We start from the raw sequence: 20,940 nt of genomic DNA on the forward strand, positions 1-20,940 counted from the left end.
CTAAACACATGTAATATAATATACATATGTAGATTAAAAAGGGAGAATCAATTTTCAGCCACTGTATATTTAATCTACAAAAAAGGAGAATTGTAGATGAACGATAGTGAAAAACAACTTGATTTACGTATTAGACGTACACATAAATTACTGTGGGATTCCTTATTTGAATTAATGACGCAATCAAAACAGAAATATAGTACGATCACGATTAACCAAATATGTGACCGCGCAATGGTACACCGAACAACCTTTTATAAACACTTCGAAGATAAAGATGCTTTATTAGCATTTGGATTTAAACGATACAGCAAGATGATTGCTGAAATACCGGTTTCAGATCGATTAAGTAAACCATTTCAAGTAATGGAACAATTTCTACACCATGAAGAAATCGGTAAAATATTAGAAACGCAAATGTCTGATGAACAATTTATTAACCGAACACAGCATTTAAGTCACGAAACGAGAAAACAAGAAATAGAAGCGTTAAATCAACTGCACAAAAATCATACGATGCCCAATGATTTAATCATTGAATTTTATTCAGGGGCAATCACCTCATTAAGCGCATGGTGGTTTAAAAGTGAAAGAAAAGTTTCTGCTGCTGAAATGGATAGGTATCTCCATCAACTTATTAATCGGGATATTTTTCAGTTTGAAGAGGAATAAGACTACACCTTTTCAATCATGCAATCAAATTGACCACAAAATAGGAATATGATATATTTTCCGTAGAATACTATATAAGTGTGACATCAAATAAAATGGCATATAATAAAAAGAAGAGATGCACTAACATCTCTTCCCTAACTGCTACCGTATGGGTGGTAGTTATTATAAGCTATTTCTTTTTACGAAACCCACCCTTTTGCTTCCTACGGCGCGGAGTGGGTTTTTTGTTGTCCTTATCCAGAAGTTGCTTCCGCAAAAAATACGCTGAAACTTCGCGCACAGTCGCTTTGACAAACTCTTTTACAAGGTCAAACAAAAACTCTATATTATCACCTCCTTTCCTTCCGAATAGAAAGAAGGGATAACCATCCACTCTCACAATATGCAGTTGACTTTATTTTATCAAATGATTGTAAAGATATTATGTAAACAAAACAAATGAAATTTTACATAGAAAAATATGAGTTTATATTATTTTCATTCTCTTCACTTAGATTTTCTTTTTAGATGCTATCTTCAAATAAGGTAGCATCTAAAAAATGTTAAAAGGAATTTTCTCCCTAGTGTCTTCTTATATTTTATGTAATCTACATATTTGACCTTTTCTACGTTCTTTAATTACTTACTGAATATAGTCATACAGATTTTTCGCTAACAATAAACAAGTTACTGTAATGAAAAGAGCACGAACATACCCACTGCCTTTTTTTATAGCGAATTTGGAGCCAACAATCCCTCCAGCAATTTGAGCAATCCCCATTATAAAACCATATGCATAGTTTACTTGCCCTACATACATAAACATCAACAATGCACCAATATTACTTCCTAAATTAAGAAGCTTCGCATTACCTGCTGCTTTTAAAAAGTCATACCCAATAAATAAAAGAGAAAACATTAAAAACGAACCTGTTCCAGGACCTAGAAATCCATCATAAAAACCAATAACAAAAATAAAAAAGGTAAAAATAATGACGTGTCGACCAGACATTTTTTTATGAGTGGAAATACTTCCCCAATCCTTCTTGAATATCGTATAAATAGCGACCACACCAAGCATGATCAGCATTAATGGCTTCAATACTTCTGGATTCATTAAATGAACGGTCCATGCCCCTATTATGGAACCTATGAAAGTGAGCGGAACTAATTTAAACGCCGATTTCAAATCAAGATTACCAGAACGATAAAACACAATATTACTAGTTGCACTCCCCATTGTTGATGCTAATTTATTCGTGGCTACTGCACTTGCTGGATTCAATCCTGTAAATAATAAAGCTGGTAAAGCAATGAGTCCGCCACCACCTACAACTGAATCAATAAATGCAGCTACAAATCCAAAAACAATCAAAATCATTAATACAGATGGGTCTAAATAAAAATCCATACTATTAACCTCCCCTTTAGTCACTATTCGAATAGTAACTAATAATTTGCTAAATGTAAACAGTTATTGTAACGTTGAAATATAAAAGCAAACATCGGAGGACGAAAAAAGTGGACTACATAGTGCAACAGCTTAAAAAAATTGGTTTCAATGAATATGAAGCTAAATCTTATGTATCTCTTGTTAAACAAGGGCCTGTCACAGCCTACCAAGTGAGTAAAGATTCGGGTGTCCCAAGAGCGCGAATTTATGAGATTTTAGGTAACCTTGTAGAAAAAGGAATTGTCATGAAAGAAGAAATAAATGACACCACTCGCTATTCACCTCTACCTGTTGAAATCTTTTTACAGAAGGCGCAATCAGAATGGCAGTCTACATATGAAGGAATAAGTGATTCATTAAAAAAACTAGAAACTTCCGAAGAAAAAACAGATAATCGAGTGATTACTTTAAAAGACAATCAAACAATCATTAGCTATTGTCAGGCATTAATAAAAAAAGCAGAACGACGTATTGTCATTTCAATGTGGGATGAGATGTATGAAGCGTTAAAAGAAGATCTATCTGAAGTAGCTGATAAAGTTACAATACAAGGTATTACCCTACATGTTGAAAATCCCATTAAAAATCTAGAAGCCCATCGCATAACACCTTATACAGAAACCTTGTCTACAGAACATTGGTTTATTGTATCGATAGATTCTAAAGAAATGATTTATGGACCATCACTTGAAGAGCGTAATATTGCTTTTTATACAGATGACCCCGTTCATATATACTTATTAGAGGATTATGTATGGCATGATGTTTTAGTAAATCGACTTGTCCGACGTAGCCAAGATGACTTGCAGCAATGGATTACTGCAGAGAGAAGATCTTTCTTTATGGGGAAATGAGGAACATATTCAAGAGCAAACCAAAAGATTTGCGTATTAAACCTAACAACTTCTCCGTACAAAAATAGCCGACTATTATATAGTAAACAGTCGGCTATTTTTATATAAATTTATACAAACGCTGCCATTCCCCCGGCGATTAATGAGATAAACGCTTCTCCCACTCTTTTACCTTTTCAATTGTTACATCTAATTTTTTAGCTATTTCTTCTACACTCATTCCTTTAAAGAGCATTCCAGCTGCCGAAAGTGCTTTATCAATTTCTTCTTGCTTCTCTTGCTCATATAAACGACCTACTTTTGTCATCCGTAACCACTCCTTTACCTTTTTCGCGTAGTCTTCATCAATAAATTTATCTGTAGCTACAAGAATCCCAGCAATAACTTGAATTTGTTCTTGCTCATCGGAGATACACTTTGCTACTTCTATCGTTTTTTCAATTAAAATTTGTCTTTTCTCTCTACTATGCATAAGTGGTACAAGTATTAATTTCATGGTTTCTTCATCCGTCAAAAATTTTCCTTCTTCCATTTTTCTAATAATCTTTTGAAGAATGGCATCACCATTGTATTCATTTAGTAAAACCGCTTTAGAATTTAAACGTATACTACATACATCTATTTCTTCTATAGGATTCATTACCTCACTTGTATAAATAACTACGATTCGAATATCCGGTAACTCTTTCCTCTTATTATAGTAACGATACATAATTTGATTCGCATAATCCATATACTTCAAATGGTTTTCGAGGAAACGGTTATTACTTTCATACTCTAACATTAAAATTGAACCATCTTCCATTTCAAATAAAGTATCTGAGCGCCTTTGATCTGCACGAACTCTCGAAAATTCATTTAGCAACAATTCTTTTATTCTTGGATAACCTTTTAACCCATATGCTTCAAGCCCTTTATCCCTATAACATTCACTTAAAAACTTCATCAGAATATCTTTATTATGATAAGAAATATCATTCCCTGCCAATAGCTAATCCCCCTTAACTATTAGTTACCATTTTCTTTATTATATAACTTATAAAATTAGCGTTACAACTTTGGTTCACATGCACATGCTATTTTCAAAACACCTTCCTCTCACTACTTCTCCCTCTCCACAAACCGCCCAAACTCCTTCAAAAACCTCAGCTTAAAACTCCCCACAGGCCCATTCCGGTGCTTCGCCACATGAATCTCCGTCATCTCTTTCTGCACTGTTTCCTTATCGTAATAATCCTCTCGATACATAAGCATAATGACATCCGCATCTTGCTCAATTTGTCCCGTCTCTCTTAAATCAGATAATAGCGGACGCTTATCTTGCCGCGACTCTACAGAACGAGATAACTGTGATAACGCTACTACACAAACATTTAACTCACGCGCTAATAACTTAAGCTTACGAGAAATCTCACTAATCTCTTGAAATCGATTGCCCTTATGCTTCGAATCGCCTGTAATAAGCTGCAAATAATCTACAATGACTAAAAGCTTTTTATCACCGTGTTTCCTCTTTAACTTACGAGTTTGCATCCAAATATCTTGTACCGTAACGCCTGCATTGTCGTAAATCTCAAATGGCAACTCACCAATCTCCGCAAACGCCTTACTTACCTTCTCCCAATCTTCCATCGCAAAACGATGCTTCGGATTTTTCAGCCTACCTCCTGACACTTCGCCTACGCAAGAAGCCATCCTTTTTAACAATTGCTTACTACTCATCTCTAACGAAAACAATCCAACCGCCGCTCCAGACTTCGCCGCATGCAGTCCAACATTAAGCGCAAACGCAGTCTTCCCCATAGAAGGACGCGCACCAAGAACGACAAAATCACCTTCCTGCAATCCGCACGTCATTTTATTTAACGATGTATAACCAGTCTCAATACCAGTAATCTCCTTTACATCTTGATGAAGCTCCTCATACAAATCAACTAACGCATCCTTCAAATCAAACTCACATACAGAGTCTTTCTCCTCTAACTCACAAAGTGCCGTAATCGTCTCACCGATAACTTTCTCACTCTTCTCCGCAATAAGACGCTCCCCCATCTTGTGCCCGAGAACACCAGCCTGATACATTTTCCAGGCACCTCGAACAAGCCCCTCATAATAAGAGAAGTTGGCAGTTGTAGGCACACCATCCATTAACCCTATAAAATACTCCATTCCCCCGATCCCCTCTAAAAACTTCGGATCTACCCTAGAAATGAACGTCACAAGATCAATCGGTTGCCCCTCTTCTTCCATTTTTCGCATTAACTGAAATATAGACTTATGCACTGACAGAGAAAAATACTGCTCCGTCAAACGGCACTCCTTAATAAGCTCTCCATCAAGTAATAGAGAACCTAACACCGTCTTTTCCGCCTCCACATTTTGAATACTCATGGACGCCACCCGCGCTCCGCTAAAAAGCGCTGCAACTCTTCCTCAGACGGCGCATTCTTCTCCCACTCCTCACACCTCGCCAAAAACTCCTCCGTCTCCCCCGTACTAACAGACGACCCCTTCTTCCGGAAATTCGCAGCATCCGCCTCAACCTCAGACACTTTCGTAAACCCTTTCCCGTGCCAACCACGCAAAATCCCCTTCACATAAGCCATCTTCCGATTTTTATTCTCATACGAAATTTGAAGAGCCTTCAGCACAAGCTCCTCTGACAAATCATCCATCCACGCACTCAGTTCCTCCACAGTATGCGGAGACAAACTACCGAAATGTTGCTCATAAAAAGAAAACACGCGACTTCCCGTTTCTTCCTCTATAACCTCTTCTTCCTCTGTCTCCTCACAAACTGGATCTGGCTCAACATCATCCACAGCTAAATCACTCGGCATACCGAAATGCGCTAAAAGCATCGGAACATTCAGCTCCTCCTCTACGCACTTCTGAAGAAACATATGTACAAACTCCTTATTCTTCACACCCTTAAGCTCACGTAGCACACACTTCTCCACATTCGTATTCGTCACAGGATTATAACGAAGCCAATTCAAAACGAATAACTCCCGAGTATCCGCATCATACAGAATCTTCCCATAATCAATGAAGCGCTGCACAAGCTTATCAACAGTCTCCCGATTATAACCCGTCTCCATCTCAGCTAACCGCTTCGGAAAAGGAAAAATCCCACACTGCGTCGTCTTCGAACAAGTTAATAAGTAAACATAAAAATACCGCTCCTCCGGCGTCAAATCCAAAACAAAATCATCCTGCCAAAAATTCACCTGCACATTACGATACACCGCCATCCTAATTCCTCCCGTCTCCGTTCAAAATTAAAAGCCCCTTCATAATATATATGGGAGACTGAGCGGGTTTTTGGCGTGTTATTTTAAAAATTTTTTTGACTACTACTACGGTGTTTGTTGGTGTTTTTGTTTTTGTTGTGTTTTTTCTTAGTGATTTATTACTTGGTAGGGGCTTGGAAGGGGCTTATGAGGGGCTAGTTATCGGTTACTTCAATTAGAAAGACTCGATCTGAGAAGCCGCCTCTTTCTTTTGCTTTCTTTTTACGGATGTTGTTGATTTCTTCTAGTGTTGTGCCTTCGTGTTCGACTAGGGCGTTTATTAGTTCTAGGAGGCGGATAGTTCTTCTAGTTTGTGTTCTTTTGTGTCTGCTTCTAGATATTCGGTTAGTTCTTCTTGTGTTTTTTTGCAGATTTCCTCTATGTATTCATCTTCGTTTAGAATTCTTGTTGTGGGTGTTTTTCCGTTAGCTTTTATTATTTGTGGGATTTTGTTTCGGATTAGTTTGTTGTAGGTTGGCATGTGGATTTCCCTCCGTTTGGTTTTTCTTCTATTATAATGGAAAAGCAGTTTAACTAGTTGTTAAACTGCTTTGTTGCTTCTTATTAATTAATATCAATTTTTTCTACTAACATTGCTGGAATACTAATTTCGCCACCCATAGTAGATTTATAAGTATATATACCTGCAGATTTCCCCTTAACAGTAACATTATCTTTTTCTAACACTCTTGAATTTAGAATGTCACTTTTATAAACAACGTATAATACTTTATCGTAATTTCCATTAACCGCTACTCTTAATTGCGTCTCGCCTTTTCCTTCCATTACTTGAAGGACTTTCCCTGTAAATTTAGCTTTCTTTCCTTTAAACTCATCCGGTGTTCTGGCTAGTTGATCATATGTAATTCCTGTTTCATATCCAATTCGCTCTTCTTCCTCTTTTGCCGCTTTCTCCGCTGCTGCTTTCTCTGCCGCTGCTTGTTCTGCTGCTGCCTTCTCCGCTGCTGCTTTCTCTGCTGCCGCTTTCTCTGCCGCTGCTTTCTCTGCCGCCGCTTGTTCTGCTGCTGCTTTTTCCTCTGCTGTTAACTCTTTCTTCTGTTCAGCTTTAGCTGGCTTAGCCTCAGTTTGTGCTTCTTCTGTCTTTTTCGTACCCTCAGAAGTTACACCAAATAAAATAAACATTGCTACTACGCCTATTCCATAGAACTTTAGTACACTTTTTCTATTTCTTTTTTCTTCTGATCCCCATCTAACTACTAATTGAGGTTTAATAATCCCAATAATTAATGCTATTAAGCATACAAAAAATAATAATGCAAATAAAGTATTCAAATCGCTTATCCCTCTCATCCTTTTATTTAATTACGATTAATTTCATTCAAACTATATATTCCCATATTTTAATATTTTTTTCAATACAAAATTATTTGATTGATTTGTCAGATAATACGAATTAACACTTATCAAATGAACTACCTGTAAAAATACTTATAAAGGAAATAAACGGAAGGATTTGTATTACAGTGATAATCAATGAAAAAAAGAATATAGCATCATATCGAAAATAGTTTTTAGTCTTAATAAAATAGAAAGACAGCTTCCCCATTTTATTACTAATAGGGAAACTGTTTACTTACAGGCTATATTTTATTGATTGCTTCTTTTATATACTGTTCTTCCTCATCCGTAAAAAGAGCGGGGAATTCGGCTAATGGGATTTTTGATTGTTTGATTATATCCTCTATATCACTTTGAGGTGTATCAAGATAGTTCGTTACTTCTTCTATTACATTGAAAAATTCCTTCAAGGTAACTTGAACGTCATGATGACTCGGATCCTTCTCCTCTTTCTTATACTTTTTCAACTTTCCTATCACATCCATAAAACGCCGATCAAACCTTTCTTTTAATTCCTTATTGTTATAAAAAGCTTGAACACTCTCTTTTAAAAAATGTTCCTCTAACCATTCTTTATTTTCTTTCTCCCATATAAAAGTTTGAAGAAAAGAAGAAAACAAAGCAACATCCACTCGTTCTTCCTTTTGAAACTTCTTCGTCATCTCATCCATATGCGAAAGCACCTTCGCAATTCTTTCTTGCTCCGCCAAAAGCAATTCCCTTTGAAAATGCATCTGTCTTAAAAAATCTTTCGTCTCTATATCACGCTGCAATATAATATTTTGAATTTCACCAAGCGAAAAACCGAGATGCTTAAACGATTGAATTTGCTGTAGCACATACAAATCATCTTTCGTATATAACCGATGCCCACCCTCAGTATAATCGCTTGGCTTTAATAAATTAATCTTGTCATAATAACGAAGCGTCCGCACCGTAACATCCCCAACACCTGCAAACTCACTAATCATCCACGCCATATCATCACCTACTTCACTAACTTCTTTCTCACATATTGAAGCATATGAGAAAAACTCATCTCATTCTGCCTACAACATTGAAATAAACCTACAACAAGTAATAAAAAAGGAACATTACCTCTATAACGATTTTCATACTCGCTAATACCATCATAGAAGTACTCATACTTTCTTTTTCGTAAAACAATATAAATCGCAATAAACAACACTGTAATCATAGCGAAAAATCGCTTTCCCTTTATCTCCACTTCTTGTTTCATCACCTATTCTCCTTCCACGACATACTTATCTTCTTTAAATAAAGGAATTCGAATGAAATAACGATATGGCTCGTCGCGTATTACTTTCCACGCAACAAAGATCACTTGAACTACCTCAAAGGCAAACACAATCCAAAACAAAACATCACTAATACGCGAACTAATATTAAATAGAAGAAAGATTAACAAATGAAAGTTGAACGCCTTTCGGCAATGGTATTTGTACACCTCACTTTTACGTGCCAGTGTGATGTACATGAGTAGTGGTGAAAAGATTCCTATCGCGGCTGAGAGTAGTAGCATGATGATGGTGTTTCTTTTTTCTTTTGTGGTGGTTTTCATGAGTGGTTTGGTCCCCCTTTTTGATTTGTCTTCTTTAGGTTAGGGGGTGACGTTGGGTGAGGTGCAAGGGGAATATGTAGAAAAAATAAACTAAAACCAATACTTTGGTATTTTTATGTTAGACTAATTCCATAAAGATATTTGAGGATCGAAAATAGAATGAATAATTTATTTATGGTAATTAGTATATTAGGAGGATGAGCTTCTCTTACTCTTATAGCGGTGCTTTTAATCTCTTTATTCGCGGAGAGGTTAAAGCCACTTAGAAGGAAATTAACAATAGCTTTAGTTACAGCCGTTATTCTTTGTATAGTTGGCGGTACAATATACGAGATTAATATAGAAGATAAAGCGAGAATAGCCCAAGAAACAGAAGCCATGGCTCAAGCTGAAAAAGATGAAAAGGCTAAAGCCAAGGAACAGGCTAAGAAAGAAACGGAAGAGAAGAAGCTAAAAAGAAAGAGGAAGAAAGGGGATAAAAACATATCTATCCCTTTTGTCAACTTGCTGTAGTTTTTGGTGAACTATCAAATAAAACTGAAATATCTTCTAATGCTATGCGGTTTTGTTTTATTATCGATTCTATTACCTCTAAACCTATTTTTTCAGAGAACTGTTTTTTTTCTTCAGAAAGAAACTGAGTAGAGGCATCATTATATAATGATTTTAATTCTGGTATTAATTTACTATATAAGTAAATAATAAAGAAAGTATTATCATTTTGAAATTCAAGGAGTTTCAATACCTCTGATTGATTTGTATAAATTTGAGTATTAGACTTATCATCAACTGTAAAAACAATGTCTATGTCTTTATTTTTCAACCTAGCAGTAATTGTTTTTAGAGTTTCTCCGTTACTTATAAAAGCTTTAGTTATTATAAGTTCCGATGTTTGATCTGATGTTCCTTTAAAAATGTTTTGTTCATCACCGATATTACCAATAAAACCACTTATATTCATTAACCTAAGTCCGTCTGCTAGAGAGCCTTTATTCTGAGTAAACTTAAAAAATAGCCAATTAAATAAATCAGATTGAATATCATAAGTATAATCCTGCTTAGCTATGTAATTGGTTCCAATAAGTTTTTTTACCCTCTCTACATGAAACTCATTTGATGTGCAAATAATTATATAAACAGAATCATTCATACAAAAAAAGTACGTCATAACTTGAGTATCGTTAACTCTGTCTGCTTTAGGAAGAAATTGACCAATTGAATTCTTCTTTCTTTTCTTTGTATATTCAATATTTGCAGTAGCAAACATAAATTGAGCAATATTCTGGTCAGATTCTTCATTTGCTTCAGTTAATTCAATTTCATTTAGTTCAGATAAGTCTTCCCATGTATAATAAAAGTTTTTTTCATCATCAGATAAAGTCTCTGCTTGCTTAGTATCTTTTTTAGATATTTTAAGTGCTTCAGCATAACTTTTATTTAGTATATTTTTTTCTACATCAGCCAAACTAGTTATCTCTGTTAGTTTAAACAATTTACAAGTTAATTTAGAAACTGCCAATTCTATTCCCCCCTACAAGTTACTTTCAATGGATCACACTCAATTGATAATAAAGTCCCTGAGATTATCCTTGTAATATATCCGAATTTTTCTGTTGTTATCACATAATCCAAAGCAGTCACATCATTTTTCACTCTAATAGGCTTTACTTTAAACTGTTCGTTTAATCTATGACTTCTTTCTGGAAAAGTCTTTCCTTTAATTTCAATTTCTCCAAGTAAATCAATTGAGATATTTCGTTCTGATAATCTAAATGCCCCAGCTGTATCTGAATCCCACTTATCAAAAAAAGAAACATCTAATATTTCAGGATTAAAATATATATTAAGTTTTAATCCCATTTTTTTTATCAATAGATTCGAAAGCCATCCTCCTGGATTAAGAACAATTTCTATCTCAACATCTTTTTCATCATATTCACAATCATTTGGTATAAACTTACAATTACTTCTTTTTGTCCCATCTAGTTTTGTTACCAGTGAGACATTCATTCTTTTTATATTAGCTTTTATTTTCGACCATACATATGAAGTTAAAATTAATACAATTGCTATAATGAATGTAATTACAGCACTTAAAGCTGTCTTCTTTAAAATTTCATTTTCATAACCTAATGTCTTTAAAATATTATATACAAAGTTCTGTTGATCAGTGGCTATAAATGCAACAATCAGTGTAATTATAAACGTTTTTAATGATTGCATAATTTTATCTTTCATACAAGCATCACCGGTCCAAAACCAAGAAAATCTATTAGTTTTTTAATATCATCAAGTTCATTTTCAGATAGATCATCGTCTATTCCTAGTACACCATTTGATTTTAAAGTAACCAAGTGGCGATTTTTTGTGCGGAAGTAAACTTTCATGATCGGATATTCAAAGTCTTCTATAACTGATTTTAATAGTTCCGAATCAAATTCTTCACCATCTAATACATCCTCAATATCAATATTTTTAAATTCACAATCGACGAGAGTTAAATTGAGCCTTTTTTGTGCTGTTATAAGATCTAAAAACTTATGATTACTCATTATAAGTTGTTTTACTGTACTCTCCAAAAAGATTTTATATATATTATCATCCATTAACCAGTCATTAAAAGATTGAGGAGAATATTGAATTCCATAAGAATATCCATTTTCACCCACTATGACATTATTCAAAGATATCTGCTTATAAAAAGGTTTTTTCTTATCATTTGGCTGAAATAGGATTTTAAAGAAATTCACAGTAGTTTCCTCCTTTTTTAATAGCTAATATTAAACCCGCTTTATATATTATAACAAGATTATTAGTCATGGAATTTTTCCACAGTCATATTATACCAAATGTCAACAAAAATATCGCTATAAAATATTTGTCATCGATAGCAAAAAAACTTTCTAAAAAATAAAAACCACCAATAACTGAAATGCCCCCGAAAATGGTACGATTTAAATAACCATCCTTTTTCATTTCACTTACTTTCCACTTTATTTCTTCAGGGTAATGAACTCTTGTCTTCAAAAGGAAAATACGTCCATGTGAAGAAAAAATGGGCTTATTTTTATGAGTTGAGCTCTTTAATCAAGAAATCATTGATTATAGCGCAGGCCAAAAGAAAGATGTGAAGTTTATGCCTCAAACTTTCGCATCGGTGAAAACAAACTTAAATCGGATTACCTTATCTCATACCGATTGGAGAAATAAATTCAAAAACAAACTGATCTATGACACATTAGAAACATTCAAAATCCAGCGTTCATTAAGTGTGAAAGGCTGTCCTTAAGAGAATGCCGTAGCGAAAGCAACCTACAAAATCTTTAAAACAGGATTCGTTCGCAATCGTCACTTCGCAAGTTTAGAAGAATTGGTTTTAGAATTAAATAACTAGGTAAACTGGTTTAGCAATGTTAGAATCCGCACACTAGGCTATTTGATTCCTGTTCAGTACAAATAAGAACACCTAAAAAAACAACTCCATAATCTGCTTTTATTGTATATTTTGGAGTTCCTTTACATCTACTATTCTATTGAAGGATAATAGAGGTTAATCAGAGATACTATTTAATGAGAAAAATTTCAGAATTAAATACCAAAAAGGACCAAAGAAATAGTTCCCTCGGTCCTTTTGGATATTTATTCTAATTTCCAATGGGAATTTTGACTCGAAATATAACAAAACACCCTAAAATCACCAGTGAATAAACAATAAAATAGTTGTATAACCCATTATGATGATTTAAAATCGGCGCTCTGATTCAATAATCCGCTTCATTTCCTCAATCTCATCATCAACAAACTCAGGAACAAGGTAACCTCCATCAATGGCTTCCCTCATCCGCGCTTCTTTTTCAGCCAGCTTTTCATAAATCTTTTGGTCAATAAAATTATAGATTTCTCCATCACTCACCGTCATCAAATAGTAATATCGTGTACTTTGATTTTCAAGCAATCCAAGTCGATGAATACGATCGCGTGATTGTAGCATAAAGGTCAAGTTATAATTATATTCAAAGTAGACTGCATCATGGACGATATGATGTAGAGATACCGATTCTCCAAGCGTGTTCGGATTAGATACTAGCACTTGTATTTCATCTGTTTTCTCTTTAAATGTTCGGATGATATCATCGCGTTCATCACGAGGTGTACCACCGTAAATCACTTTTGTATTGATACCTCTTTCATTTAATACACGAGTGATTTTCTTCAATGTATTTACGAATAGCCCCCATACTACGACTTTCCCATGTTTCTTCACTATATCCATCACAAGCTCAATACCTGCATTGAATTTAGGGGAATCCACATTTGCTAAATCCCAATCACTTACTTCACCAATGGCCGCTTGATGAATGCTTTCTTCTAGCTCTTTTCTCACTCTCGAGCTGACCTGATCATAAGAATCATTATCTATACTGGCATCTTCACTAAAACCTAAATCACTGTAATTTATCGCTTGATTGACGATTTCAGGATTGGTTGATAATTGAATCATTCTTATCCAGGTCGCTAGTGGATTTTGCGTTGTTGTGTAGAGTATTTCTGCTAGGCGAAGCTGCTCTTTGGATGGAGGTACTTTTATAATATTGTCTTTATCGGCTAATGGAACACCTAAATCTTCCTTGCTAGTTCTCCAAAAATAAGGAACCAATTTTTCATTGATTTCATCAATTTTCCTAATATCGGGATTTTTCAGCGTACTTTTCTCAAATCCAAAATAAGCACTATATTCTTTCTTGAATAAGATATTCAAGATGTTATATATATCTAAATAACCATTAGGAATAGGTGTTCCTGTTAAGACATAGCGATAATCAGCCTTGTCTGCGATTTCCAAAGCAGCAAGTGCTCTTTTAGCCTGTACCCCTTTTACACGATGAACCTCGTCATAAACGAGCATGGTATCTGAATCATTGGCTAGGCATTTTATGATTGACTCTTTAAACTTTGGTAGTGATTCATAGTTAATCAAAATCAAATTTGCAGAAGGCCACAGAGCTTCTAGAGCATATCTGTTCCCACCAATAGACTGATCATGAACACTGAGCGCCCTTAAATCCTTTTTGTCTTGAAAGACCTCTTGAAACTCGTCCTTCCAAGACATAAAAGCATTAATTGGACTAACAACTAATAATCGCTTAATGGGAACTCCTTTTTTCTTGCTATTTAGATAGGCAAAAACACCTAGTAACATAGCGGTTTTCCCTGCTCCTGGAACAGAGAAATTGGCTGCTCTTTTTTGTGTGAACATATACATAGCTGAACGAAGCTGTAGTGCTTTTAAAGGTCTGGCAACTGCTGCTTCCACGACCTCCTTAAACTCTTCAAACTCTTCATCCCACCTGCTATCTTGATTCTTCAAGGTCAAGCCTGATTTTCGATATTCTTCTATGGAATACTTCTGACCATTAATATAGCTATCTACACGTGAAGAAACGATAAAGTTGAACTGATGTTTATCTGCTTGCTTATTGGCAAGTTCAATTATCCTTTCAATTTCTCGATAAGTTAAATCTCCCCTAAAAAAGGGATACCCCTTGTCTTCATCTACATAAAAGCTGAATTTATTCTTAAAGGTTTTTTTTGTGCTTATTTCATCTTCAGTTTTATCAACGAAAAAGAAATGCACATCGTTCATATCAAAAATAACGGAATTATTAACAGGATTTTGTATCCTTTGAATCTTTCCTATATCGAACTCTTGTAGAAGAGGATAAATAATTTCAGTGGCATCAATTACTTGAACACCCGGATAATTATCGTTCCATAAAAGAGAAAACTCTTCTGCTTTCTGATTTATGCGAGAACGCACATTGCTACTTACGTCCCAAGAAAAATCCACATCAAAGGAATCAAAATTATTCTCTATGGCATTTGCTGTTTCATTGAGTGAACCATTGAAATAAATGATATCCCCCTGCGTATCTTCAAATAATCCCCATTTTGTGTGGAACAAACCGTTTTTCACTAGACCAAACTTCACATCTGCTTTACCCTGTGATATCAAGTAGGCTAGATTTCCTAGACGTTGCTTATCAATCTGGGTTAAGATTTCCCCTTTTGAGCGTTCATAATAACCTTTCTTAATTTCTTCAAAATCCTTTTCTAAAATATTTTGAGAAATGATGAATTGAACATAGCCATCATTTTCAGCAATTTTATCTAGCCCTTCAGCATATATAGAAAGTGCTTTACAAGAAAAATAGCCACTTACTCGTTTATAGCTAATAGATTCACCCAATATTGGATTATAAAATTCATCTGAAACACTATGAATCATCGAGTTATAACTAGATTTAAGATGACCTTGCAGATTCTTTAACAAATTTACCCCTCCATAGAAAGAAGCACATCAATTTGTTTCATTAGCTCCTCTAAACTTTCATTTAACTTCTGCCTTTCAGCTTTAGGCAATTCTTGGACAATTCTTTTATCGATTGATTCAATTGCAGTGATTGCCTTATCCGCAAGTTTTACTGGCTCGTTTTGTGCTTTACGATTTTTTGCCTTTTCAGAGTACTTGTTTGAAATCTTTTGAACTTCTGCAATTGCTTGAACAACCTCTTGATTATGATTCAAAAGAGTAAACAATTCGACATTGTTCTTAATTGGCTCATTATTATCTAAGGCCTCTACAATTATATCAGTTGACTCTTCCATTTCTTCAATGAATTTCACTTCATTCTTTGTACCAACAACATGTTTGATTATTTGTCTGAATTCTTGTTTATAATCCTCTTTGGCAGAACGCACCTGAATAATTTTTGCAAACAAACTGTTCAATAATTGGTCTGCGTTTACTGTGTTCTTGAATTTTTTATACTGAGGAATCATGTCTTGAAGTGGTCCATTTAAATCTAATTGTTTGGCCAATGCATAATTATCTGGATTGGTATTCAAGAACTCTAAAAATTTCACGGTTAATTCTGCTTCATACAATAATTTTCCAACCTCATCAGGTTTTAATCCGGCGAATTTAGAATATTCCATCGAAGTCATAATAGTATTCACTGAAACGGTTTTGTAAGCATCGATTGCTCTATCAACCGGGTCATAATCTACTTTACCCAATTTTCCAAATTGGATCTGTAATTCCAGCGACTTAATCTTCTTTCGGTCATCAATGTTTTCTACAAATAAATCATCTAATATAACTGCTTCGAAATATTGTTGTTCTGTTATTGCAGGATCTTGATCAAGTAATCGTCTTGCTGTAAAACGGCGATTTCCATCAATGACACGCCCATCGCTTAAAACATAGCCCGGTTCACTCTGGCCTTTCATTGCAATATCCCTCTTCAAGGCTTTCATGTCTTTCTTGGTCTTATCGTTATCGTTTGTCAATATATTTTGAACAATCATGTTGTATTCTTCGTTATGCCCTGAATGCAATTTCCCATTAGCGCTTTCATAATCCGACAGTGCAACACCGATTCGACCATTCTGCTCATTATAATAAAGATATTTTAAAGGGATGGCATAGGTTTTACCACTATATTTTTCTCCACTCGCTTTTTTGATAGGAACATTAATCTCATGTCCCCCCTCCTTAACAAATCCCTCATTATACAAATCAAACAGATTAATGTTTTCCATTATTTCCTCATCCCCTATAAATCTATAATTTCTTTTACATAGTCGATATTGAACCAAAAGCGCTGTTTTACTATACTCTGCCCTGTCGGCAACTCCACTTTATCATCGCCATTTTTTCCGCCTGGTCTTAAGTGACCGAGTGAATTAAATTTACCAGATGGTAGATTGTTTTTATTGATAATTTTTCCACCCTTTTGTTTTACAGGTGTGATTTCGAGTTTTCTTTCATTAATCAAGTAGCGGACTTGATCCCACACTTCTTTCAAACCATGATTCATATCATATTCTGACATCTTCCAAACCTTGGCATCCAAGAAAGTCATTTCACTATCATCCACACGCTTACCAGTAGGATATTGTTGAAAGATAAAGAGAATTAATGTCTTGCTTTTAAAATATTCATACAAAGAACTACTCTTCCAAAAATCTGCTGCCATCCATTCATCAAAATTAATCGACATGAAAGACATAGCTTCAGCTGGGGTTTCCATTCCGGTTAAACGCACCGTTTTTAAAACCGCTTGTACTTTGTTATCACATAAACCAAATTGATTGTTGCTTATTTTCAACATCTTCCTAGCTAAATTTACAAAAGAGGCTTTACTATCTCTTTCAAATAATCCCAATTCCTCTTTAATTTCAGAAACCTTCTTTCCTTTATAGTTAGACAGTTTTTCATCTAACTCTTTTTGAGCAGAAAGAATTAGCTCATTATATTGATTCATACTAGTATTCTCCCTAAGTTATTAATGAACAATCTTTTTTAATTATAACATCAACAATCTCTTTTATTAATTTACTCTTTAAATTAGGAGATGAAATACATAGTAATTCCAAAAATGAGTAAAAAAATAAAATGAAGCTAACCACTATAAAATAGTCAGCTATCTTCATTTAAATAATCCAGTATTAGTAATAAAAACATTCCACCATAAAGGATGATTAGAGACATACTCAATCTTCCTTTTATAAACGTTTCATATTTTCACATTGCTACTCTACTTAATTCTTTCTCATTTGTTCTAATACAATAATATTTTGGAGTTTATCACCAATTTATTTGATTATGTCTGTAACAATAGCATTTCCCATAAAGAAGTAACACATGCTTCATTTTTCACGCCATCATGTAATTTATAACGTATCCAGGCACTTGAAAAAGCATCTAGTCGCTTACATATATTTGGGGGTTATTTTACGTTTGCATTGATTTCTTCTAGTGTCATGAATTCGTATTCGGGCTAGGGCGCTTATTAGTTCTAGTAGGTCGGATAGTTCTTTTATGTATTCATCTTCAGATAGAATTCTTGTTATAGGTGCTGTTCCGTTGCTTTTTATTATTTGTGGGATTTTGTCTCGGATTAGTTTGTTGTAGGTTGGCATGAGATTCCCACCGTCAGTTTTTTCTTCTATCATAATGGAAAAGCAGTTTAACTAGTTGTTAAACTGCTGCATTGCTTCTTTTATATAGTTTTCTTCTTTGATTTTGAAGAGGGTTGAGAATTCGGATAGTGGCAATCATCCATATGATGAAAAAGAGATAGATTACTTTAAAGAACCTATGTCTCCAAAATGCCAAAAATCTAACCGTTATACACTTGATATCATAGTATAAAATGTAATTAAACCTAAACTCATTATAATCTAAATTAGTAATTCTGTATCATCATAGTGTTTAATTCTTCCTCTTGTTTTATCTTTACTAATCTTATATGTTTCAATATAAAATGTTTCGGGCTTCTTCAAACCTACAATCACCAAAGGTACCGTCAATTGAGTGTTTAAGGGCATTAAGTGCTCAACATACTTTTCATACGTTCCAATTGCAGAGTCAAATCCTCCTGAATCTCTTAATTCATTGGTTGCAGAAATGATAATCCCTATTTTAGTTTGTACAGCTTTTTCAACATGATTTAATTCGCTCGCAATAACTGGTTTCATTAAATTCCAGGCAATTGTTCCACTATGATTGAAAGCGACTTCTACAGAAATACTATCTTTAGCAAAGTCTAAACGCCACGCTTTATTTTTATACCTATTATCCTTAAAAATATAACTTTCACTTTTCCATCTAAATGCAGCTAATTGTTCTTTAATTAATTGATTAAGTGCCTTTGATAAACTTTTGTTTGATTCAATATATTTTTTTCTATGTACTTCTAAAATCATTTCATCTGTAATATTGGAAAGAGCCTGCTGAATTTCTAGCCAAGTCTTTGTAAATTCTGGATCCGTTTCAAGGTTACTTTTACCATGGCGATGTGAGTACACTATAAAATCCATTTGGAACCTCCTATGAAAATATAATTATATTGTATCACTTTCATAAAGAGGAGTTAACCTACTATAAGGCTTATTTATACTAATCCATTTAATTCTATTTCCTTTCCAAATTTCTCTATAAAGATATACTTAATTTAGTGTTATTAGCAGCTAGAGAGATTTATTCATAGTTTAGAAACCGATTTTACTTCCACAATTATTTTTGTCTGCATTACTCCCCACAAAACAAAGCATCCTTATTGCTATACAAAATGTGTCAGCTCATAAAATACCTAAACATTATTTCCGACTCTACGGCTGACATAATATAAACAATTTTTTTCATGTACTTTCATACTCTTAACAATAAATAGAGAAGGAACAGAGTAACCTATACACTCTATCCCTTCTCTATTCTTTAAAACCAACTCAACTGCACAAAGTCCTTCATCTTTTCTTCTTCCTGATTAATCTCTAAAATCCTTTGACCCATTCGCTCCACCAAATCAACCACTAAAGCATTTCCCATACAAAAGTACCTATTTCTTTGTGGCATACCTGTATTTGTCCAGTCCATTGGGAAACCATTTAACAATTCACATTCAACTGGTGTTAAATATCTTAGTCTTTTTGTATAAGGATCCTCAATGACATGTGAACTTCTATTACATGTTCCTTCACTTGTTAACATTGTACGCCCAGGCTTATCTAAATCATCAGGGAAAGCCATTCCTCCCTCAGAGTAGAAATATTTATGACCTGTCGCCTTTGATACTCTTTCTTCTTTTTTAGGACCTTTAAGATACTTAAGTTCCTCAAATTCCGTTCTTCCCTTTTTGTTAACCTTATCCATTTTCAAATAATACGATTCATCTGCAGGGCCAAATTTATCATATACCTTTTGAACAACTTCACCTAAAGTCTCTGGATTTTCAGTTACTGGAACTAATTCTTCCGTATATACTTGTCCATCCATCATTACGCCAGAATTATAGTATTCAGCTTTAAATGTATCAGAAACCTCAATAATATCGACTGGCAACTCAAATTGCCCTCTTTTTTTGTTTTCTTCAGGTGCTTCATGCACATTAAAAATTGGAGCGAAGAATCCATTTTCACACAATATCTCTAAAGGCTTCATTTTACTTTGAACAGATGTGAAATGAGATTCTTTTAAATACGCAAAAATAAATACTCTTCGTCTTCTTTGAGAATTTCCATAATCCGCAGCGTTAATAACTCTCCATTCCACTACATATCCTGCGTCTCTAAAGCTCGCCAGCATAATAGAAAAATCACGACCTCTTTGTTTTGCTGGTGATTTCAATAATCTATCTACATTCTCTAACAAAACAAATCTTGGCTTGCGAGAATTAACTATGTTCATTATCTCCCAAAAAAGAACACCTTTTTTTCCTTGTATTCCTTTTTCATTTGATAAAGTACGTGCTACAGAATAGTCTTGACAAGGGAATCCACCTACTAATAAATCATGCTCAGGTATTTCCGGCCAAGCTTCTGCTATATCTCTATTTACATGTATTCCTTTATTTTCAAAGCGAGTTGCATAACAATTAAATGCATGTTGTGCTTTAGTTGAGGGCTCCCACTGGTTTCCCCAAAGAACTTCAAAGTTTTCGTTTGCTTCTAGTCCTAATCTAAAACCTCCTACTCCCGCGAAAAGTTCTACTACTTTCACCATAAATACACGAACATCCTTTCGGTATTTTATTTATCTATGCTTCATTATAATAAAAAGTGAGGAAAAGATCAACTATAACATTTTAGGAATCATATTTTTTTACAGTTCCTTTTTTGACTTGTAACCGTTAAGAAAATAATTCGTTACTATATCAATAGTATAAACGAAACAAATCGCCT

General features: G+C 34.4%; 19 protein-coding genes and 3 pseudogenes. 3 read left to right on the forward strand and 19 right to left on the reverse strand.

Annotated elements, in window-relative coordinates:
• The first annotated feature begins 96 nt into the window (after positions 1–96).
• Positions 97–672: a TetR/AcrR family transcriptional regulator gene (locus ACTFSL_RS17405; RefSeq protein ID WP_098312147.1), complete on the forward strand. Its 576-nt coding sequence runs from the start codon at positions 97–99 to the stop codon at positions 670–672.
• A gap of 625 nt (positions 673–1,297) precedes the next feature.
• Here the strand turns inward: ACTFSL_RS17405 and ACTFSL_RS17410 are convergent.
• Positions 1,298–2,065 carry a TSUP family transporter gene (locus ACTFSL_RS17410; protein ID WP_440042121.1) on the reverse strand — a complete coding sequence of 256 codons (768 nt, stop codon included), beginning with the start codon at positions 2,063–2,065 and terminating at the stop codon, positions 1,298–1,300.
• Between the two features lie 110 nt (positions 2,066–2,175).
• On the opposite strand from ACTFSL_RS17410, the gene ACTFSL_RS17415 reads away from it, so the two are divergent.
• Positions 2,176–2,961 carry a TrmB family transcriptional regulator gene (locus ACTFSL_RS17415; RefSeq protein ID WP_048538038.1) on the forward strand — a complete coding sequence of 262 codons (786 nt, stop codon included), beginning with the start codon at positions 2,176–2,178 and terminating at the stop codon, positions 2,959–2,961.
• A gap of 139 nt (positions 2,962–3,100) precedes the next feature.
• On the opposite strand, the gene ACTFSL_RS17420 is transcribed toward ACTFSL_RS17415, so the two are convergent.
• From ACTFSL_RS17420 to ACTFSL_RS17455, 8 genes and pseudogenes are all read right to left on the reverse strand, one after another.
• On the reverse strand, positions 3,101–3,949 hold the full coding sequence (locus ACTFSL_RS17420; RefSeq protein WP_440042122.1) for a transcriptional regulator: 849 nt from the start codon (positions 3,947–3,949) through the stop codon (positions 3,101–3,103).
• Positions 3,950–4,062: 113 nt separating this feature from the next.
• Complete coding sequence (dnaB, locus tag ACTFSL_RS17425; RefSeq protein WP_440042124.1) at positions 4,063–5,352, reverse strand: replicative DNA helicase; 1,290 nt, start codon at positions 5,350–5,352, stop codon at positions 4,063–4,065.
• Positions 5,349–6,215 carry a DnaD domain-containing protein gene (locus ACTFSL_RS17430; RefSeq protein WP_000312060.1) on the reverse strand — a complete coding sequence of 289 codons (867 nt, stop codon included), beginning with the start codon at positions 6,213–6,215 and terminating at the stop codon, positions 5,349–5,351. The genes dnaB and ACTFSL_RS17430 overlap by 4 nt, the downstream gene beginning before the upstream one ends.
• A gap of 194 nt (positions 6,216–6,409) precedes the next feature.
• Positions 6,410–6,735 (reverse strand): annotated as a pseudogene (locus ACTFSL_RS17435) (nucleoside triphosphate pyrophosphohydrolase).
• A gap of 83 nt (positions 6,736–6,818) precedes the next feature.
• A complete protein-coding gene (locus tag ACTFSL_RS17440) occupies positions 6,819–7,547 on the reverse strand; it encodes a hypothetical protein (protein ID WP_141484272.1) in 729 nt (242 codons plus the stop codon).
• Positions 7,548–7,855: 308 nt separating this feature from the next.
• Positions 7,856–8,593: a MerR family transcriptional regulator gene (locus ACTFSL_RS17445; RefSeq protein WP_000312416.1), complete on the reverse strand. Its 738-nt coding sequence runs from the start codon at positions 8,591–8,593 to the stop codon at positions 7,856–7,858.
• 8 nt (positions 8,594–8,601) lie between these two features.
• Positions 8,602–8,853, reverse strand: coding sequence for a hypothetical protein (locus ACTFSL_RS17450; protein ID WP_000808313.1), 252 nt, complete (start codon positions 8,851–8,853; stop codon positions 8,602–8,604).
• A gap of 3 nt (positions 8,854–8,856) precedes the next feature.
• Complete coding sequence (locus ACTFSL_RS17455; RefSeq protein WP_090975674.1) at positions 8,857–9,195, reverse strand: DUF4870 domain-containing protein; 339 nt, start codon at positions 9,193–9,195, stop codon at positions 8,857–8,859.
• Between the two features lie 378 nt (positions 9,196–9,573).
• Here ACTFSL_RS17455 and ACTFSL_RS17460 point away from each other — a divergent pair, with 378 nt between their 5' ends.
• Positions 9,574–9,708 carry a hypothetical protein gene (locus tag ACTFSL_RS17460; protein WP_257154949.1) on the forward strand — a complete coding sequence of 45 codons (135 nt, stop codon included), beginning with the start codon at positions 9,574–9,576 and terminating at the stop codon, positions 9,706–9,708.
• On the opposite strand, the gene ACTFSL_RS17465 is transcribed toward ACTFSL_RS17460, so the two are convergent.
• The 10 genes and pseudogenes from ACTFSL_RS17465 to dcm all read right to left on the reverse strand — a co-directional run bounded on the left by ACTFSL_RS17465 (position 9,695) and on the right by dcm (position 20,761).
• Positions 9,695–10,714 (reverse strand): hypothetical protein, encoded by a 1,020-nt coding sequence (locus ACTFSL_RS17465; RefSeq protein ID WP_098854756.1) that lies wholly within the window; start codon positions 10,712–10,714, stop codon positions 9,695–9,697. The genes ACTFSL_RS17460 and ACTFSL_RS17465 overlap by 14 nt on opposite strands.
• A 2-nt stretch (positions 10,715–10,716) precedes the next feature.
• On the reverse strand, positions 10,717–11,433 hold the full coding sequence (locus tag ACTFSL_RS17470; protein ID WP_098564684.1) for a hypothetical protein: 717 nt from the start codon (positions 11,431–11,433) through the stop codon (positions 10,717–10,719).
• Positions 11,430–11,945: a TetR family transcriptional regulator gene (locus ACTFSL_RS17475; protein ID WP_176528378.1), complete on the reverse strand. Its 516-nt coding sequence runs from the start codon at positions 11,943–11,945 to the stop codon at positions 11,430–11,432. The genes ACTFSL_RS17470 and ACTFSL_RS17475 overlap by 4 nt, the downstream gene beginning before the upstream one ends.
• A gap of 992 nt (positions 11,946–12,937) precedes the next feature.
• Positions 12,938–15,526, reverse strand: a complete 2,589-nt coding sequence (locus ACTFSL_RS17480; protein WP_098564686.1) for an SNF2-related protein — start codon at positions 15,524–15,526, stop codon at positions 12,938–12,940.
• 2 nt (positions 15,527–15,528) lie between these two features.
• Positions 15,529–16,797, reverse strand: a complete 1,269-nt coding sequence (locus tag ACTFSL_RS17485; protein WP_098564687.1) for an RNA polymerase subunit sigma-70 — start codon at positions 16,795–16,797, stop codon at positions 15,529–15,531.
• 14 nt (positions 16,798–16,811) lie between these two features.
• A complete protein-coding gene (locus ACTFSL_RS17490) occupies positions 16,812–17,522 on the reverse strand; it encodes a DNA mismatch repair protein MutH (RefSeq protein WP_098564688.1) in 711 nt (236 codons plus the stop codon).
• Positions 17,523–18,002: 480 nt separating this feature from the next.
• Positions 18,003–18,180, reverse strand: a pseudogene (locus tag ACTFSL_RS17495) (nucleoside triphosphate pyrophosphohydrolase); the annotation flags it as partial.
• A gap of 51 nt (positions 18,181–18,231) precedes the next feature.
• Positions 18,232–18,315: pseudogene (locus ACTFSL_RS17500) on the reverse strand (MerR family transcriptional regulator); the annotation flags it as partial.
• Positions 18,316–18,441: 126 nt separating this feature from the next.
• Entirely contained in the window at positions 18,442–19,080 is a 639-nt protein-coding gene (locus ACTFSL_RS17505) for a BglII/BstYI family type II restriction endonuclease (RefSeq protein ID WP_098564689.1), read from the reverse strand.
• A gap of 397 nt (positions 19,081–19,477) precedes the next feature.
• Positions 19,478–20,761, reverse strand: coding sequence for a DNA (cytosine-5-)-methyltransferase (dcm, locus tag ACTFSL_RS17510; RefSeq protein ID WP_098564690.1), 1,284 nt, complete (start codon positions 20,759–20,761; stop codon positions 19,478–19,480).
• Between the last annotated feature and the right edge of the window lie 179 nt (positions 20,762–20,940).

Origin of the sequence: Bacillus cereus group sp. MYBK108-1, from assembly GCF_051917185.1 — a bacterium.
GTDB classification, from domain to species: domain Bacteria; phylum Bacillota; class Bacilli; order Bacillales; family Bacillaceae_G; genus Bacillus_A; species Bacillus_A cereus.